The 25,416-nt window shown below is 46.7% G+C and carries 18 protein-coding genes; 16 read left to right on the forward strand and 2 right to left on the reverse strand.

The annotated features are described in order from the left end of the window. Positions 1–42 precede the first annotated feature (42 nt). The gene (locus MHI48_RS14905; RefSeq protein ID WP_076327601.1) at positions 43–912 is read right to left on the reverse strand and encodes an AraC family transcriptional regulator; all 870 of its coding nucleotides are present in this window, start codon (positions 910–912) and stop codon (positions 43–45) included. A gap of 163 nt (positions 913–1,075) precedes the next feature. Between MHI48_RS14905 and MHI48_RS14910 the strand changes: the two genes are divergently transcribed. The 5 genes from MHI48_RS14910 (at position 1,076) to MHI48_RS14930 (ending at position 9,386) form a co-directional block, all read left to right on the forward strand. Next, entirely contained in the window at positions 1,076–2,593 is a 1,518-nt protein-coding gene (locus MHI48_RS14910; RefSeq protein WP_076327600.1) for a glycoside hydrolase family 43 protein, read from the forward strand. 7 nt (positions 2,594–2,600) lie between these two features. After that, a complete protein-coding gene (locus MHI48_RS14915) occupies positions 2,601–4,151 on the forward strand; it encodes a glycoside hydrolase 43 family protein (protein ID WP_076327599.1) in 1,551 nt (516 codons plus the stop codon). A gap of 124 nt (positions 4,152–4,275) precedes the next feature. Continuing rightward, on the forward strand, positions 4,276–5,961 hold the full coding sequence (locus tag MHI48_RS14920) for an extracellular solute-binding protein (protein WP_083677356.1): 1,686 nt from the start codon (positions 4,276–4,278) through the stop codon (positions 5,959–5,961). Between the two features lie 48 nt (positions 5,962–6,009). Continuing rightward, the gene (locus MHI48_RS14925; protein WP_405144660.1) at positions 6,010–7,776 is read left to right on the forward strand and encodes a sensor histidine kinase; all 1,767 of its coding nucleotides are present in this window, start codon (positions 6,010–6,012) and stop codon (positions 7,774–7,776) included. Continuing rightward, positions 7,761–9,386: a response regulator gene (locus MHI48_RS14930; RefSeq protein ID WP_076327597.1), complete on the forward strand. Its 1,626-nt coding sequence runs from the start codon at positions 7,761–7,763 to the stop codon at positions 9,384–9,386. Before MHI48_RS14925 ends, MHI48_RS14930 begins: the two co-directional genes overlap by 16 nt. Before the next feature lie 124 nt (positions 9,387–9,510). Here the strand turns inward: MHI48_RS14930 and MHI48_RS14935 are convergent, their stop codons facing one another. Further along, positions 9,511–10,278, reverse strand: a complete 768-nt coding sequence (locus MHI48_RS14935; RefSeq protein ID WP_047842955.1) for a helix-turn-helix domain-containing protein — start codon at positions 10,276–10,278, stop codon at positions 9,511–9,513. Positions 10,279–10,552: 274 nt separating this feature from the next. Between MHI48_RS14935 and MHI48_RS14940 the strand changes: the two genes are divergently transcribed. The 11 genes from MHI48_RS14940 to MHI48_RS14990 all read left to right on the forward strand — a co-directional run bounded on the left by MHI48_RS14940 (position 10,553) and on the right by MHI48_RS14990 (position 25,304). Beyond that, the gene (locus MHI48_RS14940) at positions 10,553–11,908 is read left to right on the forward strand and encodes an extracellular solute-binding protein (protein WP_074095065.1); all 1,356 of its coding nucleotides are present in this window, start codon (positions 10,553–10,555) and stop codon (positions 11,906–11,908) included. 105 nt (positions 11,909–12,013) lie between these two features. Beyond that, the gene (locus tag MHI48_RS14945) at positions 12,014–14,911 is read left to right on the forward strand and encodes an extracellular solute-binding protein (protein ID WP_076327596.1); all 2,898 of its coding nucleotides are present in this window, start codon (positions 12,014–12,016) and stop codon (positions 14,909–14,911) included. A gap of 19 nt (positions 14,912–14,930) precedes the next feature. After that, positions 14,931–15,887 carry a carbohydrate ABC transporter permease gene (locus MHI48_RS14950; protein ID WP_036615906.1) on the forward strand — a complete coding sequence of 319 codons (957 nt, stop codon included), beginning with the start codon at positions 14,931–14,933 and terminating at the stop codon, positions 15,885–15,887. Between the two features lie 2 nt (positions 15,888–15,889). Further along, positions 15,890–16,765, forward strand: a complete 876-nt coding sequence (locus MHI48_RS14955) for a carbohydrate ABC transporter permease (protein WP_026081082.1) — start codon at positions 15,890–15,892, stop codon at positions 16,763–16,765. A gap of 15 nt (positions 16,766–16,780) precedes the next feature. After that, the gene (locus MHI48_RS14960) at positions 16,781–18,244 is read left to right on the forward strand and encodes an NHL repeat-containing protein (protein WP_076253037.1); all 1,464 of its coding nucleotides are present in this window, start codon (positions 16,781–16,783) and stop codon (positions 18,242–18,244) included. Beyond that, positions 18,228–18,863 (forward strand): YIP1 family protein, encoded by a 636-nt coding sequence (locus MHI48_RS14965; protein WP_076327595.1) that lies wholly within the window; start codon positions 18,228–18,230, stop codon positions 18,861–18,863. The genes MHI48_RS14960 and MHI48_RS14965 overlap by 17 nt, the downstream gene beginning before the upstream one ends. Positions 18,864–18,880: 17 nt before the next feature. After that, positions 18,881–21,457, forward strand: coding sequence for a DUF5696 domain-containing protein (locus MHI48_RS14970; protein ID WP_076253038.1), 2,577 nt, complete (start codon positions 18,881–18,883; stop codon positions 21,455–21,457). 53 nt (positions 21,458–21,510) lie between these two features. Continuing rightward, complete coding sequence (locus MHI48_RS14975; protein WP_082219083.1) at positions 21,511–22,356, forward strand: carbohydrate ABC transporter permease; 846 nt, start codon at positions 21,511–21,513, stop codon at positions 22,354–22,356. Positions 22,357–22,373: 17 nt separating this feature from the next. Beyond that, positions 22,374–23,321 (forward strand): carbohydrate ABC transporter permease, encoded by a 948-nt coding sequence (locus tag MHI48_RS14980; protein ID WP_036615897.1) that lies wholly within the window; start codon positions 22,374–22,376, stop codon positions 23,319–23,321. A 58-nt stretch (positions 23,322–23,379) separates the two neighbouring features. Further along, complete coding sequence (locus MHI48_RS14985; protein ID WP_076253039.1) at positions 23,380–23,601, forward strand: hypothetical protein; 222 nt, start codon at positions 23,380–23,382, stop codon at positions 23,599–23,601. Next, the gene (locus MHI48_RS14990) at positions 23,598–25,304 is read left to right on the forward strand and encodes an RICIN domain-containing protein (protein WP_076253040.1); all 1,707 of its coding nucleotides are present in this window, start codon (positions 23,598–23,600) and stop codon (positions 25,302–25,304) included. Before MHI48_RS14985 ends, MHI48_RS14990 begins: the two co-directional genes overlap by 4 nt. Positions 25,305–25,416: the final 112 nt, after the last annotated feature.

Consider the following 25,416-nt stretch of genomic DNA (forward strand, 5'->3'; position numbering starts at 1 on the left):
GATGGCTTGATGTTTTTTAGTTTACATTAAATGAGCTCATCATTATCTTGGCAGTGCTTCCATTGCATCACGTCTTTGTTTGATATATCTACCGGGGGAGATGCCGACCATTTTGGTAAAACTGCGAATAAAATTGGCATAGTCACTAAAGCCCGATTGAAAGCATGCATCCGTAATACTCATTCCTTCAGACAGGTGGAATTTGGCCCGTTCAATACGACGACCCAAAATGTAGGAACGGATGGTCAATCCAGTATGCTTTTTGAACTGGCGGCTGATATAAGTACTGTTCATGTAGAACACTTCGGCAAGTTTGCGAAGCGTAATATCTTGATTCAGATGTGTTTCAATATAATCCATGGTTTCACGAACCAGTTCAGGCATAATGTCATTGGGAACAAAGGAATTGTTATGAAACCAGACGTTAATCATGACCAACAATTGGGCTACGGCTGCATTTATTTTGATATCGGTGCCATAAGCATCGGAAGCAAGCAATCCTTCCAGTTCGTTTGTACATTGCAGCATCTGTTTCAAGTTATCGTCGTCTAAATGTACGATGTTGCCTGTTCCTTTGGGGCGATGATCAAAACATGACGATAGATTGGTTGATGGTGTGGAAAGCTGAAATAGATATGTTTTTTTGAGATTGATTGTAATTCGCTCATAATCAGATTCATCCAGAATAAAGGCTCGGTGCATCTCCTCGGGTGACATCACAAGCAGATCACCAGGCTGTACATGGTAACATCGATTATCTACATAAAAGTGAACGTTTCCACGAAGAAACAGGTAGATTTCGTATGCATTATGGCGATGATAGATCGTTTCCAGCTTATACTTCGTTACGCTGTGCAGATATAAGAGCTCAGGCTGGATGGGATCATAAAAACACTCAGAGGATCCACTCATGAAGTACCTCCCGTCATTTCACGCAATAAATAGAGCGGTTAACGCAATGAAATTGTACTCAGCTTACCTTAAAATGTAATCATCCTATCATGATACCTTTTGTATTGCAAACGCTTTCTCGTAAAAAGACACAACTAAAAACGATTATAGGGGGATTCTTTTGATGAATCATCATTCTACACCACATGCTGGTGAGCAAAAGCAAGACCAAGTTGCCAATCTGGAGCGTATTCCAGGGGAGATTGGAAAGCTTCGTCCCAACGGTAACCCTTTGGTGGCCCACAAATTTGGAGCCGATCCCTATGCTTTAGTATTTAACAATCGAGTCTACTTATATATGACTAGTGATAAGCTGGAATATGATAAGGACGGTCTTCCTCAGAAAAACAGCTACAGTTCAATCAACCGGATTACGGTCATTTCTTCGGATGACTTAATCAACTGGACCGATCATGGAGAGATCAGAGTGGCTGGACCTCAAGGCGCAGCAACATGGGCTTCGCAATCCTGGGCCCCGGCAGCTGCTCATCGAATCTTGGATGGCAAGGACTGTTTCTTTCTTTATTTCGCCAACAATGCCAGTGGAATAGGTGTACTGTCTGCACCCACACCTGTAGGTCCATGGATAGACCCTATAGGAAAAGCACTTATTACAAGAGAGACTCCGGGAGTGGAGGAAGTAACCTGGCTATTCGATCCGGCTGTCATTGTAGATGATGATCATCAGGCCTACATCTATTTCGGTGGTGGTATTCCACAGGGGAAAGCAGAAAGACCGGATACGGCAAGAGTGATGCGATTGGGAGACGATATGATCAGCGTTGTTGGCAAAGCAAAGGTTATTCAGGCGCCTTATATGTTTGAAGATTCAGGGATACATAAATATAATAATAGTTACTACTTTACGTATTGTTCCAATTTTATTGAGGGTGATCGGCCAGATGACAGCCCACCACCTGGTGAGATTGCATATATGACCAGTGTTCAGCCAATGGGGCCATGGACATATCAGGGTACGCTACTCCAGAATCCAGGATACTTTTTTGATATTGGCGGCAACAATCACCATGCTATATTTCAACTATCGGATCAATGGTACATTGCCTATCATGCCCAGACATTATGCCAAGCCATGGATATTCCCGAAGGTTACCGTTCAACGCATCTGAATCGAGTCGAACATGATGAGGCCACGGGTAAGATCAAGAAGGTACATGCCGATTATCAGGGCGTAGATCAAATCAAATGCTTCGATCCTTATGGGTGGGTAAGCGGTTCAACGATTGGATGGAGTAGCGGAGTATCAACAGAGCAATATCTTGACTCTGGTGAGATGTCTGCATCAGATTCGAATATGATTTCGGCTAAACTGCAAAATGACAGCTGGATAGCTATATCCAAGGTGGACTTTGAAATTGAAGGACCCACAACCTTCACAGCCACGATTGCGAATCAAGGAACCGAAGGTACGTTAGAACTTCGACTTGATCGTACAGACGGACTGTTAATTGGAGAAATCATTGTTCCGCCTGCGACCGAATCTCTTCAATGGATGGAACTAACAACTAATGTTACGGGTGCGAAAGGTGTGCACGACTTGTATATTAAGCTTAAAAGTTCAACAGACAGCCCAACCATCCTTTTAAGAGAATGGAAGTTTAACAGAAAAAATGAGGTGTAATTGAAGCATGTATCCGAATCCGATTATTTGGGCCGATTACCCGGATCTTGACGTTATTCGTGTAGATGACACATATTATATGGTCAGTACAACCATGCATATGATGCCGGGATGTGTCATCCTGCGTTCATATGATCTGATCCATTGGGAAGTAGCCACATATGTATACGACACATTGGACGATACACCTGCACAACGGCTGGTGGATGGTCATCACGTTTACAGTAAAGGCATGTGGGCTGCATCACTCCGCTATCATCAAGGGATGTTCTATGTGATCTTTGTTGCGAATGATACCCGTAAGACATACTTGTATACGTCGACCTCCATCTCGGGAGTGTGGAAGAAACAGATCGTGGAAGGGTTTTACCATGATTGCTCCTTATTTTTTGACGATGATGAACGAGCATATCTCGTGTACGGTAATACCGAGATCTATCTGACCGAATTAAGCTCTGATCTGTCCGGGCCCAAACATGGTGGAGTGCATCGCTTGATTGTAAAAGACGAGCAGCCTCATCACCTTGGTTATGAAGGAGCACATTTTTACAAGATCAATGGTAAATATATTGTGTTCCTGATTCATATAACAAAAGCTTCCGGACGTAGAACACAGGCGTTTTATATGGCAGACTCTCTGGAAGATGTCTTCACTGGTGGAGAAGTATTCAATGACGATATGGATTATTTCAATTCAGGTGTTGCTCAGGGCGGTATCGTGGATACGCCGGATGGAGACTGGTATGCAATGCTGTTTCAGGATCATGGGGCTGTTGGCCGGGTTCCTGTTTTGGTTCCGCTACACTTTGATCAAGGTATACCGGTCTTTGCAAACAAAGCGCCGAAACAGATTGATATCCCGAGCACGAGACCAGAGCACCGTTATAACCCGTTAGTGGGTAGCGACAGTTTCAATTATGAACCCGAGGAAGATGGAAACATCCGCCTCCGTGATTTTTGGCAATGGAATCATACACCTAATCATGAACTTTGGTCCGTTACAGAGAAACCGGGAGTGTATCGTGTTCGAACGGGACAGATCAGCCCAAATCTGACGTTTGCGGTCAACACACTAACCCAGCGTTCAATGGGGCCCGCTTGCGAAGTAATGGTTACGCTTGACGGCAGTCGTCTCAATGAAGGAGATTATGCCGGGTTGTGCTTTCTGATCGGTTCGTACGGTATGATCGCTCTCACGAAGCAGGATAGCAAGTTTTACTTGGTCATGCATGCCAGAGATAGTGAGGATTCCACCATATTTGGCAATCTGATCGACAAGAAGCCAGCCACTGAACATGAACGTATCCCGGTATCAGATCCAGTAGTTAAACTAAAAGCATTCGGAAATTTTGAGAACAATCTGGATGAGTGCTCTTTTGCCTATTTCGATGGAACTGAATGGAGAGATATAGGGATTGTACACAAAATGATATATAAACTGGATCATTTTATGGGTTGTCGAACAGGGTTGTTTGTATATTCAACTGAAATAGCTGGAGGAACAGCTGACTTTTCGAATTTTGAATATCGTATGATTAATCCTGATGAGAAACAATAAAGATACGAAAAGCCGCCCAATGGCGGCTTTTCGTATTCAATGAGTACAAGTTGTTGTACAATGATATGGATTAAAGTTGACAGAGAGAAGAGAGTTGTTCAAACCGAACTGGGGGCATGTCGTCATGTATAAGAGATGTCTGGACATAACAAGATGGACCTTCATTCTGTTCCTTGCTGTATCCATACCAGCAGGTCATACCGAAGGTAATACCAAACAACATCATCCGCAGCAAGATGGGCAGCAGATTCAACTTCCCGCTACGTTTGAGAGGTATTCTCCTCCCATCGTGGTCTCTTTTGTCAGGGAAACGGGAGATGACCTTGAGCGCATGATTAGTCAGTTACCTGGTGAGACGATACTGGATAATCGCTGGACTCGTTTGTACGAGAAAGAGCTAGGTATTCAAATTCACTATGACTGGACTGCTAATGGGGATGTATACAATCAGAAGTTGGGTGTATCCCTCGCTGCAGGACGTTTTCCAGATGTGGTGAAAGTTAATCCATATCAACTTAGACAACTGAGCAATGCTGGAATGATCGAAGATTTAACCCATGTGTACCAAGAGTATGCTTCCCCACTTACAAAGAGTATATTGGAGGCGGAGGGAAGAGGCGCATTTGATGCGGCAACCATTGATGGCAAACTCATGGCTATTCCCGAATCATCTTCCTCCATTGAGACAGCGCAGTACCTGTGGATTAGAACCGACTGGTTGGAGCAACTGGGGCTACGGCCGCCTGAAACGATGGAAGAGCTTCTCCAGGTTTCGAAAGCGTTTACAGAGGAGGACCCCGACGGGAACGGAGAGCATGATACGTACGGACTTGCGCTAACGAACCATCTATGGGATCCAGTTATGGGAGCTGCAGGGTTCATGTCCGGCTATGGTGCCTACCCTAATATATGGGTTAAAGATGCAGAAGGAAAACTCACTTATGGAGGTATACAGCCTGAAGTTCGGGAGGCTCTGAAAGTACTGCAAACGTTGTATCGTGAAGGCCAACTTGATCCGGATTTTGGTTATAAAAGTGGAAACAAGGCGTTTCGTCTAGTTCAAGATGGAAAAATAGGGATGCTTTACGGCGAACAGTGGACATCCTTTATGCTACAGAGCACCCGTGATAAAGATACAGATATAGATGTAGAATGGCAGGCATATCCCATTGTTGCCAAGTCGGACCGGAGCCTGTTCGTACCGCTACGTTCCAACACTGGGCAATACTTTGCTGTAAAAAAGGGGTTCTCTAATCCGGAAGTTGTTGTAAAGCTCATGAATCTGCATCTGGACATCAACTGGGGGGATCAGGCACAGTATGAAACATACTACAATGACGACTCCCGAGCTGTGTGGATGCTTTCACCGGTAACTCCTTTTCCCGGTAATAAAAATATAGATGCATACAAACAAATTCGTGATGCCAGAAGTACAGGAGACTTCTCGGCTCTGCAGAATGAAGCTCTCGCCATTCACAAACGCATTGTCGCCTATGAATTGGAAGATGTAGAGAGCGGCTGGGGCTGGAAACAAACCTATGGGCCTTCGGGTGCTTTTAGCATTGCAGATTCTTACGAGAAGAACGGCCAACTTCTCTATGATCAATTCACGGGCGGAATTACGGACACAATGGTTGATCGACAAATTATTCTTCGGGATCTTCAGCTTGAAGCCTATATGAACATTATTCTAGGCAGGTCGATAGATGAGTTTGATCAATTCGTTGAGAACTGGCGCAAGCTGGGGGGAGATCAGATCACATCGGAGGTTAACGCGTGGTTTCGCGCCAGCAAGCCAAAGGAGCGCTAATGTTCACTTTATTCTTACAAGGAACCCACTCAGCCTTTGGCATTGGAGGTGAATGCATTGATCAAGATCCCTGCTAAATCATGGTTTAACAGTATATTTGCGCGATTAATAATCACCTATCTGGTATTTGTACTCCCCCTTATTCTTCTTGGCGTGTATCTGTATCATTGGAGTTATGACAATGCAAGTCAGGAAATATCGTTGTCAACGGAAAGACGGTTGAACCAATATGTGGTGGAATTGAACAGAGAGATAGAATGGATGGAATTACAGCAGTTTGATATCGTTGAGGATCGAAAACTCAATCGTCTAGCCATTCTCTGGGACATGATGGATCAGGTTGAGCGGCGTGATACATTAAATTACCTGACTGAACGACTCGCTTCATTCAAGAATAGCACTGCTTATATCAAAAACGTTCATGTACATATCCCTTCTGTTGGCAAAAGTATATCCGCGATCCAAGGCATCGATGATTTCGATAAAAGTTCTTACCTATATTTCAGTTCAGGCATGCAAGGAAAAGGTACACGTTTCACGGTGAAAGAGGACGCCTTGAACTTAAGTGCCGTCAGGCTGACAGGCACGAGAGGAGAACCCCCGCTTTTTGTCATTCAGGTGGAGTTGGATACATACCATTTTCAGAATGAACTCACACGGCTTAATTTGTACCCGGAGAGTTCAACGTTTCTGATTGAGGACAAAACAGGGCATGCCATCACAGATAAACATCAAGCTAGTGTTATTCTCGCGAATTACCGTGAGCACAGTGTAAAGGGTACACTTGATGGCTTTCGGATGAAGGTGGGGGACACGATGTACCATGTTAGTCAGTTGCATATGGACTCCCTGGGCTTATCCGTAGCTACATATCTACCCGAGGCAATTGTTACGAAGCCACTTAGCAAGTTCTATCATTGGGCTTGGCTGTTTGCAATTACATCATTTGTTGCCATCACGGCGTATCTCTATTCAAGTTACAAGTTAATTCATATCCCGTTGCTGTTGTTGGTGAAAAGATTCAAAAAAATGGAGGGAGGCATGCTTGATGTCCCCATTGCGCATAACCGAAAGGATGAATTCGGCTTCCTCTACACCCGTTTCAATCTAATGATTGAAAATCTTCAATCCCTTATCGATCGAGATTTTAAGAAAACATTGATGATGCAGCGGGCCGAGTTGAAACAGCTTCAATCGCAGATTAATCCTCATTTTCTGTACAATAGCTTCTTTATTCTGAATTCACTGGCAAGGACAGGAGAAACCGAACGTATTGAGCAATTCACCAACATGCTCGGAGAGTATTTCAGGTTCATTACGCGGAATGAAACAGATCATGTGAAGTTGAAAGTGGAAGTTGAGCATTCACGAATCTATACAGAGATTCAACAATTACGATTCTCCAGACGAATCAAAGTTGATTTTGGGTCACTACCTGCTGAGATGGAACATATTAAAGTTCCCAGACTCATTATTCAACCTATTATTGAGAATGCCTACGAACACAGCCTTGAAAAGAATACGGACTCCGGTCTTCTAATTATTGGGTTTACTATGGAAGGTTCATATGCCGAGATCACCGTAGAGGATAATGGTAATGAGTTGGAAGAGCAACACATTCAAACTCTTCAACAACGTTTGCATAAGGACGGAGGTACAGACGAAATGACGGCGTTAATAAATATTCATCGACGTCTGGTCCTGACGTATGGAGAAGGAAGTGGCCTTTTCCTATCCAGAAGTGAACTGCAAGGGTTAAAAGTCACAATTCGAATCCAGTGGAAAGAGGGGGAAAACGAATGTATCGACTTTTGATTGTAGATGACGAGGAGATTATTACGGATAGTCTCTATGAAACGTTCGCCAGACATATACCCGAACAGCTTGATGTATGTAAGGCCTACTCTGCAACAGAAGCATTGTCCTGGATGCAACGGTCGAGAATTGACATTGTTCTAACGGACATCCGTATGCCGGGCATGAGTGGGTTGGAACTGACAGAGCGGATTCAAGCCAGTTGGCCGAATTGTCGCGTCATTTTTCTGACAGGACATAGCGATTTTGATTATGCATATCAAGCTTTTCAGATGGCTAATGTGCGTTACTTGCTCAAAACGGAAGGTTATGACAAGGTGATGTCTGTTGTAGAAGATGTGATGGAAGAGATCCGGCAAAGTCACAGCATGGTTGAGTTGTTGGAACATTCTCATAAAGTCAATTCGCAGCTTGCACTGATACAGCAAAAAGAGTATTTACGGAAGTTACTTCAAGACTGTACGGCGGTTATAGATTCTACTATGGATATGCAGGACGAATTATCCAAACGAGATATAAGATTACAGAACAACTCACCTGTTTATCTCATACTGGGTCGGTTCAATAATTTTCCAGAAAAAGGTTCGGACCTCACACAAGTCCAGGAATCTGTGCGCATTATCGGCTCTTCTCTGATGAATGAGCGTACAGTGTGTGCAAGTGTAACGGACCATTATGGGGATACGATCTGGCTGCTTCAGCCGAAGCAGGAGGAAGAGATGACAAATGATAAACTTGTGCGATTTCTAGAAGGTACACTGGAACTGGTACAGGAAGCATGCATGGTCTCACTCGGCGTATCCATTGCTTTTTCATTAAGTAGTCGCAGTTGCAATTGGTCCGAGTTAACCAAACAATATGAACGTCTGAGATTACTCCAGTGGATGAAAATTGGGGATGGTGTATCCATGGTACTCACGGACCATCGTAATGATCTCTCATCTGATGTACCCAAAGAATCCATGCGGATCTCAAACCGGATCGAGATTATGTCAGGATATTTGGAAACGGGACGAATTCAGCCATTTTACGATATATTTGAGGAGCTTGCAGGAGAACTGCTGCAACAGGAAATTACGATGGAACGTGCCATGGAGACATACTACAATCTGGCATTATTATTGCATTCAACGATCAATCGTTGGGGTCTTCAACAGAAAATCCCGGATCAACGAAGCTTGCTGCACTTAGGGGAGTATACCTGCATGAAGGATGCAGTACAATTTCTATATCGTGCTGCCGATGAATTAGTACGCTACAAAAGATCAAATGAACAGGAACGCGCTAACGTTGTCATTCATTCCTTATGCAGTTACGTCAAGGAGAACCTGGAGAAAGATCTCTCTCTGGTGAGACTGGCAGAACTTCATCATTTTAATCCATCCTATCTGTCGCGATTCTTTAAGCAGGAAATGGGAATAAACGTGTCAGAGTTCATTGACGACTGCCGAATACGGAAAGCCAAAGAATTGCTTCAGAACACAAATCTTATGGTGCGTGAGGTCGCACTTCAAGTGGGGTACGAGGCTGCCCATTCATTTACCCGACTTTTTAAGAAAATAACGGGAATGACTCCCCAAGAATACCGGGAATCCCTTTTGGTACGTTAACGGTGAATACTTTGGAATTGACCAAACCCAAACAACCACAAAAAAACGCAGGAAGTAGAATACATCCTGCGTTTTTTTGTGGTTATTATCTAATTGATAAACAAACCGATTCGGCGACCCACCTTTAGGCCGTGTGGATTTTTTGTCTTCTATAAGCATTGGGACTCGATCCGGCATACGCTTTGAACTTTTTATAGAACCAATCAATATCCTTATAACCTACCTCAATAGCAATCTCATATATTCGCAGATTCGTGGAAGACAACAACTGCTGTGCCTTTTCCATACGTTGCTGGAGCATATAATCATTGAAAGACATCTTCTCTTCCAGCTTGAACTTCTGTCCAAGGTACGCACAGTTAAAATGAAGCATGTCAGAGATCTTCTTCAGCGTGATTTCATCACTCAGATGATCCCGTACATAGGCCTTAACGATACGAATAACATGACTGGAGTGCATGGGTTTACCGTTCATTTGAACGGGTGTTTTGAAGAACGACGACGTTTTGTGTGCCGGGTCGGTTTCAAGGTGGGATCTAAGTCCATGCAGACTGTTAAGTAAAGAAGAAGGACTAACAGGATACGGGAGATAATCATTTACCTGATACGTCAGGGCTTTGCGTACAAACCTGAAGTGATCTCTTCCACCCATCAGGAGGATAGGTATCTGACTTTTTTTTCGAATGTCATTGCATAACCAGAGCCCCGCGGTATCAAACCTCTCTGTATGTACCATAACAAGGGAAAAGTCTCGTTCTGACAATGCGGTCAAAGCCTCGGCCGATGAGAACACACAATTTGCGATAGTATATTGAGCTTTGCTCCGTAGCAACATCTGTTGCAACTCTCCGCACAAACGACGGCTGAAATCCACAAGTAAAATATCATACATGAAGCAATACCTCACCTTCTGCTGAATTGTAATGCGCTAGATTAACTGAAATTTGACTTAATTTCATTATGGTAATAAAAGAAAGCGCATACAATGTGCATATTTTTGTAGACAGTGCATTTCTTTACCAATTAAAACCTATAATGCACTTTGCTCGTGCAAAATTACGCAAATCTATATTCAGCCCGGGTAAACATCTGTATTTCGGCAGGTTGTTTGCGCTTTCATTTGAACGATACACTGTGATAGCAAACGACAATCAGGGGGGAAGACGATGAGAAAAAACAAGTTCATGCTACTGAGCCTGGTATTTGCGGTCTTGTTGGTGATTGCTGCATGCAGTTCTGCACCTACCGCTCAACCCGAGCCGGAAAAGACAACACCACAGGAGGAACAAAAACCCGCGGAAACCGAGCCAAAGAATGAAAACTCCACGCCAGAAATGGACTTTGACATGGGTGGCAGAACGATCAAGGTTGTTGCTTGGTGGGACATGGAAATACAGGGGAACAACCCGGACAACATTCAACGCCTTGAGAATCTCGAAGCGCTGAAGAAAAAACACAACTTTAATATTGAATATGTTTCCATCGATTTTGGTGAATATCAGGAAAAAGTAGTTGCTTCCCTGATGGCCGGTGAACCGCTTGGCGATCTGGTTAGACTGGGCAAAAACTATGCCATTCCGGCATTGACCAAACAGGATCTGTTATGGCCGGTGGATGATTATATTAAAAACGACAAGGTATTCAACCAGAAAACAACCAAGGAATACATGCAGTATGAAGGCAAAGGTTACGGCTTTACCGAGGACCAGTCCTCGTTTATCAACGGGATTTTCTATAATCGCACACTCATGCAAGAGCTCGGCTTGAAGCCACTTCAGGAGTATGTGGATGCCGATGAATGGAACTGGGATACGTTTATCAGCGTTGCCAAGCAAGCGAACAAGGATCGAAACAATGATGGCAAGCTAGACACTTGGGGACTCGCTCAAACGGGCTTGCTGGAACCGATTCTGTATTCCAACGAGGCTTCTCTGACCAAAGAGGATAAGCAGAACCTGGAAGATCCAAAAACGAAAGAAGCGTTGAACTTCCTGTCCAAACTGGCTACCGAGAAGGTCGGTAGAGCTTCTGAGGGCGGCGATTGGACAGAGCCATCCACGTTCTTCCGTCAAGGCAACACCTTGATGTATTCAGGTGCCATGTACGAAGTTGAAGGTATTATGACGGATATGAAGGACTACGATATTGGTTTTGTACCGTTTCCAAAAGGTCCAAGTGCAACAGCGTATCACTCCGGTGAGTCACGTTACCAAGCTATAACGATTCCAAAAGCAGTAGAGAATCCGGAACAACTGATGTACATCTGGGAGAAAATTAATGAGATCGAATCGATCTATGAGTATCCGGGACAATCCACACTGGAGACACATCTGACCGATGAAGCAGATATCAACAACGCCAGAGAGGTTGCGGAAGGTATGTTGGTTCTCGACCATAACACATTCCCGTCCTTGCCGTTCTGGGATTTTGATGGGGAACTCAAAGAAGGGGTATCCGTATCTACGCTGATCGAGAAATACAAGGCTCCTTTCCAGGCTGCGATTGATGAGGTTTACAAATAAGTATCACGTTACACGGGCAGAACGCACCAGTGAAGGTGCGGTCTGTCCGGGTTAGTCAATCGTTCAGTTCTCTCAACGCTTACAGGAAAGGGGATACATTCAAACATGCGGTCACGTAAGAAAAAGGGACTAATCCTGGTGCTTGTCCTGGCCTTGGTGCTCTCCATATGGACACTATATCCATCGCGGGATCGTAATCCGGGAACGGTACATGCGCTTGAGGACTTTGAGGCGGTATCGGGAACCGAGGATTCATTCAGTTATGAGCATTATCTGACTGCTCATGACAATACGGCCAAACCGGATGAAATTGTACGCATCGAAGGCGAATCTTATGTTCAGGCAGAGGATGGGGAATTTGAGGTTGTGCAAGGGTACGCCGGATTAGACGGAAATGCCGTAATTACGCCGGAAACTGGAACCATTCGCTGGGATGTTCCCGTTCAAGTGAGCGGTTTGTACAACATTCGCATTCACTATTATCCCGTAGAAGGCAAAAGCTCCGGGATCGAACGCAGGCTTGAGCTTAATGGTAAGGTCCCGTTCAGAGGGGCCGATATTCTTCTGTTTGACAGGGTATGGGGGAATCGCGAGGATAACGTCCGGCAGGACGATCGTGGCAACGAGCTTAGACCAAGACAAGTGGAGCAGCCCGAATGGCAACTGACTTCCTTCAAGGACAGCGCAGGGTACTTCGAGGAACCGTTTCAGTTTTATTTTGAAAAAGGCAGTCAGAAGTTATCGCTCACTTCATTAAGAGAAAGCATGGCGATCGATTATATCGAGCTGTACCAAGAAAGCGAAGTTCCTTCCTATGCAGAGCTGGAGCAGACCTATGCCTCACTCGGCTTGAAACAAGCCGCTCCTGTTATGTTGAAAGTACAAGGGGAGGAAGCTGTCAGCAAGTCATCCCCTACACTGGCACCAATCTCGGACCGATCAAGTCCTTCACTCGAGCCTTATAATGTATCGAAAATTCGGATGAACGCCATCGGGGGCATTAACTGGAAGCTGCCGGGCGAATGGATTGAATGGGAAATAGATGTGCCTGAAGACGGATTGTATCAAATCGCGCTTAAGGTGAAGCAGGATCAATTGCGTGGCATCTATGCCACCCGCAGTCTGACGATTAACGGCGAAGTTCCGTTTAAGGAAATGAAACGCATTCGATTTAACTACAGCCCGGCCTGGCAAACTCAGGTCTTGGGTTCGGGAGAAGATCAGCCATATCAGTTTCATCTGGAAAAAGGAAAACACCGAATCCGAATGACGGTTACACTTGGCGACATCGCTCCGCTGCTGCGGACCGTGGAATCCAGCGTGCTGGAACTGAATGAGATGTATCGCAAAATATTAATGATCACCTCCAACAGTCCGGACCCACTACGGGATTACCAGCTGGAACGGCGTATTCCGGAGATGACAGAGGTGTTTGAACGACAAGCTGACACCTTGCGATCTGTTGCAGATTACCTGGAAAAGGCCACGGGTGAGCAAAGTGACAAAGTGGCCGTACTTCACGCCATGGTATTGCAGCTTGAAGATATGGCGGCCAGACCAGAGACGGTTCCCAAACGGCTGGATACGTTCAAAATTAACGTAGGTGGTCTCGGCACATGGATTCTATCGGTACGTGAACAGCCGATTACGTTGGATTACCTTGTTGTATCTCCGCCGGGTGAATCGCTGCCAAAAGCGGAAGCGAGCACCGTCCAGCAGGTGAAGCACGAACTGGGCGCATATGTTGCCTCGTATACCGAAGATTACGACAGCATTGGTAACGTGGAACAAAAGAAGGATGCCATCACCGTATGGATCACAACCGGACGAGATCAGGCCCAAGTACTGAAAGGCATGATCGACGATTCGTTTACCCCGGATACGGATGTATCTGTGCAGTTACGTCTCGTTCCGCCGAATATTTTGCTGCCCGCAACACTCTCGGGAGAAGGACCGGATGTTGCCATGCAGATGGGCGAAGACATTCCGGTGAACTATGCGATGAGGAATGCAACAGCGGATCTGAGCCAATTCCCCGATTTCGAGGAAATTTCGGGCAGGTTCCGTGAAAGCGGGTTGACGCCTTACCGGTACAACGACGGGGTATATGCCCTTCCGGAGCAGCAGCATTTTCCAATGCTCTTTTACCGCAAAGATATTCTGAATGAACTGGGCCTCGAACCGCCGAAAACGTGGCAAGACGTATATAACGCCATCGCCGTGCTGCAGAAGCATAACATGGAGTTTTATCTGCCAATAGAGGATACGCTGAACAATGCCAACCTGGTTCCGAATTCAACCTTTGCGATGTTGTTATATCAGAATGACGGAACGTTCTACACCGAAGACCAGAAGAAAAGTGCACTGGATTCGGAGATTTCAATGGACGCGTTCAAACGCTGGACGCAATTTTATACCAATTACAAGTTTCCGCTCAAAGCCGATTTTCCGAACCGCTTCCGTACAGGGGAAATGCCGATCGGAATTGCTGATTACACCACGTATAACATGCTGACGGTTATGGCTCCGGAAATCCGCAATCTCTGGGACTTTACGATTGTTCCGGGTACACAGCTTCCGGATGGGTCCATACGGCATGAAGTGGCCAGCGCTACGAGCGCGGTGATGATGCTCGAAAATGCTGACAACAAGGAAGCGGCGTGGAAGTTCATGAAGTGGTGGACTGCTGAGCAGACCCAGATTGAATATGGGAGAGAAATGGAAGGTCTTATGGGAGCGGCTGCCCGTTACCCGACGGCCAATATCGAAGCCTTGAAGCAATTGCCTTGGCCTGTGAAGGATTATCAAAATCTCGAGAAACAATGGGAATGGGTACAGGGAATCCCACAGCTTCCTGGAGGTTATTTCACGGGACGACATCTGGACAACGCCTTCCGCAAAGTGGTCAATGCTAATGAAAATCCGCGTGAAGCCTTATCGGATTATGTCTTGTACATTGATGATGAAATAGAGTTGAAACGCAAAGAATTTAATCTGAAATAGAGGAAAGGGAGGGTAACGGTTGCAAGCTAAAACTACCAAGACAGCCGCCGCTCCTGCCGTCCATACCCGCCAGGTCGGCTGGTGGTCCCTATTGAAGCGGGATCTGTATCTCAGCAGGCATTATTACGTATTGATGGCACCGTTTATGCTGATTTTTTTCATGTTTACTGTCATTCCGGTCGGCATTTCACTCGGGCTCAGCTTTTTTCACTTCAATATGCTGGAGCTGCCGCGATTTGTCGGCTGGCAGAACTATTCCCGGCTTTTCCTGAACGATGACGTATTTCTGATCGCGCTCAAAAACACGCTGCTTTTTGCCGTAATTACAGGCCCTCTCAGTTATATAGCCTGCTTTTTGTTTGCGTGGATCATCAATGAGCTGTCTCCTAAAATTCGGGCGGTTATGACGCTGGTTTTCTATGCCCCATCCATATCGGGCAACGTCTTTTTCATATGGCTGATCATCTTCTCGGGTGACAGCTACGGGTATATGAACGGATTCCTGATGCGCCTTGGCGTCGTACTGGAACCGATCCAATGGCTCGCAGACGAGAAGTATGTACTGGCAATCGTCATTATTGTACAGCTGTGGCTGAGCCTGGGAACCAGCTTCCTGGCCTTTATTGCAGGACTGCAAACCATTGATCGTTCTTTGGTTGAAGCAGGAACCGTAGACGGGATCAAAAACCGCTGGCAGGAGCTCTGGTACATCACCTTGCCTTCGATGAGACCGCAGCTGATGTTTGGTGCGGTAATGCAGATTACCGCTTCCTTCGCCGTAGCTGAGATCTCCATCGCACTGGCAGGTTTCCCGAGCGTAAACTATGCGGCACACACAGTTGTCACACATCTGATGGACTTCGGAACCATTCGTTTCGAGATGGGCTATGCCTCGGCCATCGCAACGGTTCTGTTTGCCCTGATGCTGGGTACAAACGTTTTCACGCAAAAAATGCTTAGAAAGATAGGTGAATGACGATGACCAGCAAAGTACGTGCCGTGTTTGGCATGCCAAAAAGGCTTAATCGGTCATTTACCGTCAGCCTGATGTTATTTGCATTGCTGGGCGTGTTCGGCTCTTTTATGGTGCTTCCGCTCATCTATGCTGTCAACAATGCTTTCAAGCCGCTGGATGAGCTGTTTATTTTCCCGCCGCGCTTCTGGGTGAACAATCCGACAACGGAGAATTTTGCCGATCTGATCAATCTCATGGGCAATTCGTGGGTGCCGTTATCCCGCTATATTGCCAACACATTGCTCATTACGATACTTGGCACAGCGGGACATATTCTTCTTGCATCTGCAGCGGCTTATCCGCTGGCGAAGTATCGTTTTCCGGGTTCCAAAGTGTTGTTCACCATTGTCATTCTGTCCCTGATGTTCTCGCCGCATGTTACGGCGATTCCGAACTACATGGTCATGTCCTGGCTAGGCTGGATTAACACTCATGCGTCCATTATTGTGCCATCACTTGCGTTCTCGCTGGGACTTTTCCTGATGAAACAGTTCATGGAGCAGATTCCCGATGCTTTGCTGGAGGCAGCCAAAATCGACGGAGCCAATGAATACCGGATATTCTGGAGCATCGTGATGCCCAATGTGAAGCCGGCATGGCTCACGCTCATGATCCTGCAGTTTCCAGCGTTATGGGGAACGGATGGCGGAAGTTTCATTTACAGTGAAAATCTCAAAACGCTGCATTATGCGCTCAGTCAGATTGTGCAGGGAGGGATTGCAAGAGCTGGTGTAGGTGCGGCTGTTGCTTTGCTGCTGATGATCGTACCGATCACTCTGTTTATCATCTCTCAGAGCAGTGTTATGCAGACGATGGCCACTTCGGGCATGAAAGAATAGAAAGGAGGCAGCGAGGTGCGGAGAAGCACATGGAAAAAACGTAAATCGATCATCATGGGCATGATCTGCCTCCTGTTGTTCGTTCAAGAGGCGCCCTATGTGAGTGCAGACGGTAAAACGGATGCGTATCATTATTCCTTCTGGGGTGACGCAGTTCCTTCACCCGCGGCATATGAGGCAACAACCATTATCACCGGCAAGAAGTTGAACACAACTCCTATGAAAGAGCCAAGCGACATGCATGTTACCGCCAATCAGCACGTCTTTGTGCTCGATTCGGGCAATGGCCGCATCATTGAGATGGATCGCAACTTCAAGCTGGTACGGACGATTGATTCATTTGAGCAGGAAGGCAAGGAAGATCATTTTAAAAATCCACAGGGATTGTACGTCACGGAAAAAGGCCATCTGCTGGTCGCTGATTCGGATAATCACCGGGTGGTGCATCTGGATGAACAGGGGAAGCTGGTCAAGATCGTGTCTGAACCAAAATCGGATCTGTTAAAAGAAGACTTCCAGTTTAAACCGATGCGGATTGTTATGGACAAAGGGGAGCGTATCTACGTCATGGCCGAAGGCGTATTTGATGGATTCATGGAGTTCAGCGCCGATGGTACGTTCTCTTCCTTCATTGGAGCGAACAGAGTTCAGGTGGACCCGGTGGAGTATCTGTGGAAACGGTTTGCAACACGGGAGCAGCGGAGCCAGATGGTGATGTTCACTCCAACGGAATTTACCAATCTGGATATGGATGAAGAGGGCTTCATCTACGCCACTAGCGGGGATCGTGGCAAAGATCCGGTCAAGAAGCTGAATGCCCAGGGTACAGACATTTTGCGCAGAGAAGGCTATCAGACTCCGCAGGGTGATTTGCTGTATACCCAAGAAGCAGGGCCATCCCGCCTGATTGATGTGGATGTGGGTGACAGTGACATGTATTCCGTACTGGATTCCAGCAAGGGCCGAATCTTTACCTACAATGGAGACGGATATCTGCTCCATATTTATGGGGGCATCGGGAACCGGCTGGGCCAGTTTAATACACCTGTTGCCCTGGAACGTGCGGGAGACCGGATGTTAGTTCTGGATAAAGCGCTGGGTGAAATCACCGTCTTTCAAACAACTGAATACGGACGTACACTCCACGAAGCGGTGCGCAGCTATTATAACGGTGATGAAGATCAATCTTCGGTGCTGTTTGCCCAAGCTGCCGAGATGAACGCTAACTTGGAATATGCGTATGCGGGAATTGGCAAAGCATTGCTTCGTCAGAAGGAATACGCCGAGTCTGCGAAATATTTCAAGCGCAGCATGGAGCCCAAAGGGTATTCCAAAGCTTTTCTTTTGTACCGCAAAGAGCTGATGCGTGAGCATTTTTCATGGATGATGTCCGGTATATTCCTGGCTGTCGCTGCGATTGTCACCGTCATCATCGTTCGCAGGCAGAAAAGGAGGACTACGAATGCAGGCATCAAGTAAGCAACTATACCAGTACCCGCTGCATCTGATTTTTCATCCGTTTGACGGATACTGGGAATTGAAGTATGAACGGAACCAGAGAAACTCACTGCTGATTGCTTTCATGATCCTGGTGCTTCTGGTCATCACCAAAATTTTGCATGCCCAGTACAGCGGTTTTCTCATTAATCTCAGTAATCCAAAGTACCTGAACAGTCTGCTCGAAATGTTATATGTCATTATACCGGTACTGTTTTGGTGTGTGGCTAACTGGTCGTTAACCACATTGATGGACGGGGAAGGCAAGTTCTCCGAGATTTTCATGTCAACGTGCTTTGCACTGGTACCGTTGTTACTCATTCATTTTCCATGGATCTGGCTGAGTCTTGTGATCTCTGCGCAGGAAACTGCCTTTTATTATTTCTCCAATGCACTCGCCGTTGTATGGACGGTATATCTGTTATTTGTGGGGAATATGACGGTTCATCAGTACACACCAGCCAAAACGGTGCTCACGATGCTGCTGACACTTGTAGCGATGGCGTTTATGGCATTTCTGTGCCTGTTATTCTTCAGTCTTGTACAGCAGATTGTAACGTTTGTCGTAACCATCTATCAGGAATTAGTGCTTCGGGGCTAAGGGAGGAGGAATTTGTTATGAATTATACCGTAGCCAAAAAAATAACAGGAATGCTGCTCGCGGGCAGTCTGCTTCTTGGCGGTTGTCAATTCTCGCCAACACCGCTCGCTCACGAGACAGTGACTGCCGCTGATCAGACGGACTTTCCCTCCCTGCCTCCCGGAGAGAAACTGAAATCATCGTTCAGCGATGTCCGCCTTCCCGGCATGGTAGGTATTGCGCAGAATGCTGCGCTGCAGTTGTTCATTAACGAAGAGACTGCCGAAATTGCAGTGATTCACACGCAGAGCGGCCAGATCTGGCGCAGCAATCCTGCAGATCGTGAGCAGGATGGGGTTGCTGCCGGGATAAACAAAGACCTTTTGTCATCACAGACGAAGCTCAGCTTCTTCAACAGCCTCGGACAGAGCAGCACCGTGAATTCCTTCACGGATAGTGTTGCACACAAGCAGATAAGCTACGAGGTGCTGCCAAGCGGCGTGCGGGTCCACTACCAGTTTGGAAGCACTGAGCGATCCATAGAAGACTTGCCGATGAAGATCAGCAAGGAGCGATTCGAACAAAGGCTGCTTGCACAGCTAGACAAGGCCGGGCAACGGGCCTTGAAGGTCGGCTATGCGGAAGACAAGGATGAAGGCGCTTACGTCCGGATTGATAAGGCGATGCAAGGATTGCAATTGTCCCGGGCCTTGAAGGCTTTTGACACAGCCGGTTACACATCGGAGGATCTGGCTCAGGATCATGCCGAGTTTGGCATTGAAGAGGAACGAAGTGGACCACGGCTGTTTATGCTTACGATGGAATATGAGCTGGATGGAGAGGATCTGCTCGTGCGTGTTCCGTCCTCAGGCATTCATTTTCCGGAGGAATATCCGATCAACAGCATATCTGTAATGGATTACTTCGGGGCCGGGGGTTCAGAAGAAGAGGGCTCCATACTGGTGCCGGACGGTTCGGGAGCGTTGATCCATTTTAACAATGGCAAGCTGCAGTATCCTGCCTATCAACAAGATATATACGGACCGGATATGACCATGAAACTACGGGAAGCAAGTTCGAATGAAGCCAGAGCCAGGTTGCCGGTATTTGGACTGATTCGGAAAGAGGGAGCTTTCCTGGGCATTATTGAAGAAGGGGATGCCGTTGCAGTTGTGAATGCCGATATCAGCGGCAAACTGAACAGTTACAACAACGTATATCCAAGCTTCTATGTAGTGAATAAGAGCGATGTGACGCTTCAGGCAAGTGATATGGTTCGTACACTTCCGAAATTCCAGAAGAAACCGACCGCGTCTGATTTCGTCGTTCGATATGCTTTTGTCGGGGCGGATAAAGCCTCGTACTCGGGACTTGCATCACTCTATCGGGATTATCTGGTGCAAAACGGCGGACTTCCCGAGCTGAATGCCAGCAAGGAGCAGAGTAACGTTCCCTTTTATCTGCAATTGTTCGGTGGCATGACAACAAGGCAGCATATGCTGGGCATACCGTATGATTCAACGGAGGCTTTGACCACGTTTGATGAAGCCAAAAACATTCTTTCCGCCTTGACGGAGAAGAAGGTATCCAATATTCAGGTGCGCTATGCGGGATGGCTTAACGGCGGACTCCATCATCGACTGCCGGATTCCATCCAAGTAGACGGCGCGGTAGGCGGGAAAAAGGGATTGCGGGAATTCAGCGCATATACACAAGAAGCGGGCATCGGTTTCTATCCCGATATCGCTCTGCTGAATGTGCAATCCAAAAAAGGGTTTAAACCGTCCAAAGAAGCTTCACGCACATTAACTCAGGAACCGGCGGTCTTATATCCGATGAACCAGGCCATACAGCGGCGGGACCGGGATCGTTCACCATCCTATGTGCTTTCGCCCAACATGCTGGAGGACGTGACGGCAGACATGTTAGATGAGTTGAGGTCCCTTCAAAAGGATGGACTGTCACTAAGCCTGAATGATCTGGCAGCTCAGTTAAACAGCGATATGAATCCGAAAAAGCTGGTGGACCGAACCCAAGCGCTTGGCTCCGTGAAGAAGGCACTTGAACAGATCGGACAGCAGTCTGGCTCGCTTGTTGCTGAAGGTGGGAACGCTTATGCCCTGCCGTATGTAACTGGTCTGACAGATGCGCCAATGAAAAGCAGTCGTTTCAAGCTGGAGGATGAAGAGATTCCGTTCTATCAGCTCGTTGTACACGGCAGCATCGGTTATACGGGGACGCCATACAATCTCTCCACATATACCAATGCAAGGCAATATGTGTTGAAGCTGATTGAATATGGAGCCAGTCCTTACTTTGCATGGTTCAATGCGCCAAACCATGTTGTGAAAGAAACGGATTATGATGATCTCTACGCGGCGAATTATGAACAATGGATCGATCTGGCTGCCGAGATTTACAACGAGGTGAACCAGGTGAACCAGCCGTTTGCCGGACGTTCCATGATGTCCCATGAATCCCTGGAGGAGGGCGTCTTCCGGACAACATATGAAGGTGGCGGGTTCGTAATCGTCAATTATAACGACTTCCCTGTAGAAGTTAACAACGATACAGTGGAAGCCCAAAGCTATGTGACTGGTGGTGAGCAGCTCTGAAGACGCTCCTGAAATGGAAATGGGGAAGTCGTACGTATGCTCAGCAGAAAGCCATGTGGGGCGTAATCTACGTGCTTCCCTGGCTCATTGGTTTTGTGTTGTTTTTCTTCATTCCGCTGTTAGCCTCTCTGCGATACAGCATGAGTACAATTCAGGCTAACGCGGAAGGCATAGCAATTCAGTTCAACGGTGTTGCCAATTATATTCAGGCGCTGACCGTCAATACAAGCTTTAACCGTGCGTTAATTGAGGCGATCACAGACGTGCTCATCAACGTACCGCTTATCGTTATATTCAGTCTGTTCCTTGCCGTCATCCTGAATCAGAAGTTCAGGGGCCGGGCTGTAGCGCGGTCGATCTTTTTCCTGCCCGTTATTCTGGCATCGGGAGTGATTATGACACTGGAGAGCACCAGCCTGATTGAAGCGGTTAATCAGAGTAGCACAGGTGGAAGCTCACTCGGGACATTTGAACTCGAAAATCTGATGGTTAACGCCGGAGTGAGCGATTGGATCGTTACGTATCTGAGCAGCGCCGTAGATCGGATCTATCAGATCGTCAGTCAATCCGGTGTACAGATTTTGATCTTTTTGGCAGGGATCCAGACGATTTCCCCTCAACTGTATGAGGCTTCGAAGATGGAAGGGGCAACGGGTTATGAAGCCTTTTGGAAAATTACGTTCCCAATGGTCAGCCCGCTTATTTTTGTCAATGCGATCTATACAATCATTGATTCGTTTGCCAATAACGCCATGACGGAACTGATCCGGGATACCGGCTTCGTCAAATTTGACTTTGGATTAAGTTCTGCCATGGCATGGGTCTACTTTCTGGCCATTGCCATCATTCTGGTTATCGTAAACATCATTTTCTCGAAGCGAGTCTTCTATCAAGATTAGAAAGGAGGGTGTCCCACGTGACAACATCACGATTATTATCGCTGGAGCATTGGAAAGGCTGGCTGTGGGCCATGATCCGATTCGTTCTGATTACCGGGCTTTCCTTCGTTATCCTGTTTCCCATATTTCAGAAGGTTTCCACATCCATCAAAGCTAAAGGTGATCTGTATTCGGCAGTGGTGGTGTGGATTCCACAGAACTTCTCCATCGACAATTTCAAAGAGGCGATACGCGTAATGGATTACTGGGCAACGCTGTTTAATACGTTTGCCCTGTCTGCAACGACTACACTGCTGACTACAGCATCCTGTGCACTTGCAGGATACGGATTCGCCAGACTGAAATTCAGGGGAAGCAACTGGCTGTTTGCTGGTGTAATTCTGACGATTCTTGTACCGCCAACGACCATTCTCATTCCGGTATACCTGAATCTGAAAAGCTTTGATCTCATGGGGCTTATGACGCTTATAGCCGGCAAACCTGTTAATTTGCTTAATACCTATTGGCCGTTTATTCTGACGGCGATTACGGCCAATTCACTTAAGGCCGGCTTGTACATCTTTATCTTCCGGCAATTCTTCAGAGGTATTCCGAAGGAAGTGGAGGAGGCGGCCTATGTGGACGGCGCGGGCATCGGACGAACATTTTCAAGAATTATGCTGCCCAATGCCATTCCGTCCATGGTAACAGTCATGCTGTTTTCCTTCGTATGGCAGTGGAACGACAGCTTTTATACGACGACTTATCTGACTTCAAGTAAAGTCATGTCGACCCAGTTATCGTCCCTTCCGTATAATCTGGCCCAGCAGGTTACCGACGGTGCAGCTTCCCAGGCCGATCCGTTCTATCTGAGCATGATCCAGGATACAGGAATTCTTCTTGCCATTCTGCCTTTGATCATCATCTATTTGTTTGTGCAACGATATTTCGTAGAGAGTGTAGAGCGTACGGGAATCGTCGGTTAAGTTAAGTTCTTCTGTACGTTTGGAGTGGGATCAGACTGGAAGAGGGAGGAGGAACTTCATGCAACATTCCATCTGTGAAAAGGGGGCATGTAACGATCTCATGAACGTCTGCTCACAGCAGAACCGCGATCCTTCCCTGCGCAGGATCCCCCTGCTGGTGTGGAACGGGTTGCGGGAGCGGGCGCCGACCCTGAGCGATCTGTTTGATCAGAGATACTCTGACGGAACTTACCTCGCATTATTGCAAGGCAATATATCAGATCAGGAGGAATTAAAGTGAAGAAGTTCATGACATCTTGTAAACTTGTACTCATTCTGGCTTTATTGATCACAATTGCTCCATGGGGAGGCAGCCGTGCCGAAGCATGGGTGGGCATGCCGATGGGCAAGCTGCACGTAAACGGCAAAAACCTGGTGAACAGCAACAACCAGCCTGTGCTACTGAACGGTTGGCATCAACCCTCAGGTGCCTACTGGACATATCAGGACAGCAATTATTATCTCAATCTGCACGGCAATAACCGTCATGCAGCTACACTGGCTTATCTGAAAGACATTACCGATACTTTTGCTGACACCAGCGCGAAGTACGGAAGCAATCATGGCTGGAATATGAATCAGGTGCGTCTGTTCATCGATCGTCAGGACATGGGAGATGTGGCTGCTGGTACATATAACTTTGCCGGTGTGCAGACCGTTACGCAAAATGTAATTATTCCGTACATTCAATATGCCAAAACAAAAGGTGTCTATGTTGTCCTGGGACTGGACTTCACACTGAAGGATGATCAGGCAACAACACCTGCCAACCTGCAAAAATTCAACGAAATCTGGGGTTATCTCGCTTCACGCCCGGAGATCAAAAGTGCAGACAACGTTCACTTCGAACTGATCAACGAACCGGTGAAATCCTATGCCAATGGACATTGGGGTGGATACAACGGGGAAAATGACTTTGTGGATCACTGGAATGACTTGCGTAATTTCCAAAATTCCATGATTTCAACAATTCGTAGCAAAGGTGCGGACAACGTCATCTGGGCGGCAGGTCTGGGATACAACCAATTTTACAGCTTGACGGCAAGCCATCCATTGACTGATCCGCTCAATAACTATGGATATGCGGTTCACTGGTACCCTGGTTATGGCGCATATGACAACTTCTCTATCCTGCAAGACCAGTGGAATACCAACGTGAAGGCAGCTGCTGACAAATATCCGATTAATATTACCGAGGTAACCTGGTTCAAAAACAAACCTGGCGATTCGGCCTATTGGAACTTGTTTAATGGTAGCAATGAAGGTTTTGGCACCAATACCAAAACGATTTTCAACGCATCAGGTAATGTCAGCATTGCAGCTCATATGAACGGATTCATTCTAAGTGAAGGACCACGAAGCTCCTTTGCCGACCCAACGGCTGGACTGAAATGGGATGGAGATGCTTCACGGAGTGCCATGGGACGATTCCTGTTCAACTGGTACCATGAACGTGCTCAGACTTACCCGGGCAGTGGACAAGGCGGCGGACCGACAACGGGTCTTGTATCCGGTGCAACTTATAAAATCGTAGCCCGGCATTCCAACAAAGTTGTTGATGTTCCTGGTGGTCAAAATGAAAATAATCTTCAGCTCCAGCAGTGGAGTGATCTGGGCGGTAACCCTCAGAAGTGGGTTCTGACCTCGATCGGTAGCGGCAACTATACACTGACAAGTGTGAACTCACCGGACAAAGTCATCGATATTCGCAACGGTACCCTCACCAATGGGGAAGCGGTTCAACTCATGAGCAATCTGAACACAACCGCTCAGCATTTTAAGGTCAACGATCTTGGTAACGGGTACTGGAGTATCATCAACGTGAACAGCAATAAAGCGATTGAAGTGGCAAACGCTTCCACTTCGGATGGAGCCTTGCTGCAGCAGAGCACCTACACAGGTGCTACAAACCAACAATGGAAATTTGTTGCCGTTAGCAATTAATAAGCACAACATTAAACAAAAACCTCCCCAAGTCATTCCATGTCTTGGGGAGGTTTTTTGCGTTTATTTTTGATACTTTGGGATGGATGTCATGCGAAGGTAAAATACAACT

This window comes from Paenibacillus sp. FSL H7-0942 (assembly GCF_045040715.1).
In the GTDB taxonomy this organism is placed as follows: Bacteria; Bacillota; Bacilli; order Paenibacillales; family Paenibacillaceae; genus Paenibacillus; species Paenibacillus amylolyticus.

What these genes read in the sequence shown, in the direction of transcription:
- MHI48_RS14905 (WP_076327601.1), bottom strand. Translation starts at nt 912, where the DNA reads ATGAGTGGATCCTCTGAGTGTTTTTATGATCCCATCCAGCCTGAGCTC.
- MHI48_RS14910 (WP_076327600.1), top strand. Translation starts at nt 1,076, where the DNA reads ATGAATCATCATTCTACACCACATGCTGGTGAGCAAAAGCAAGACCAA.
- MHI48_RS14915 (WP_076327599.1), top strand. Translation starts at nt 2,601, where the DNA reads ATGTATCCGAATCCGATTATTTGGGCCGATTACCCGGATCTTGACGTT.
- MHI48_RS14920 (WP_083677356.1), top strand. Translation starts at nt 4,276, where the DNA reads ATGTATAAGAGATGTCTGGACATAACAAGATGGACCTTCATTCTGTTC.
- MHI48_RS14930 (WP_076327597.1), top strand. Translation starts at nt 7,761, where the DNA reads ATGTATCGACTTTTGATTGTAGATGACGAGGAGATTATTACGGATAGT.
- MHI48_RS14935 (WP_047842955.1), bottom strand. Translation starts at nt 10,278, where the DNA reads ATGTATGATATTTTACTTGTGGATTTCAGCCGTCGTTTGTGCGGAGAG.
- MHI48_RS14940 (WP_074095065.1), top strand. Translation starts at nt 10,553, where the DNA reads ATGAGAAAAAACAAGTTCATGCTACTGAGCCTGGTATTTGCGGTCTTG.
- MHI48_RS14945 (WP_076327596.1), top strand. Translation starts at nt 12,014, where the DNA reads ATGCGGTCACGTAAGAAAAAGGGACTAATCCTGGTGCTTGTCCTGGCC.
- MHI48_RS14955 (WP_026081082.1), top strand. Translation starts at nt 15,890, where the DNA reads ATGACCAGCAAAGTACGTGCCGTGTTTGGCATGCCAAAAAGGCTTAAT.
- MHI48_RS14965 (WP_076327595.1), top strand. Translation starts at nt 18,228, where the DNA reads ATGCAGGCATCAAGTAAGCAACTATACCAGTACCCGCTGCATCTGATT.
- MHI48_RS14970 (WP_076253038.1), top strand. Translation starts at nt 18,881, where the DNA reads ATGAATTATACCGTAGCCAAAAAAATAACAGGAATGCTGCTCGCGGGC.
- MHI48_RS14975 (WP_082219083.1), top strand. Translation starts at nt 21,511, where the DNA reads ATGTGGGGCGTAATCTACGTGCTTCCCTGGCTCATTGGTTTTGTGTTG.
- MHI48_RS14985 (WP_076253039.1), top strand. Translation starts at nt 23,380, where the DNA reads ATGCAACATTCCATCTGTGAAAAGGGGGCATGTAACGATCTCATGAAC.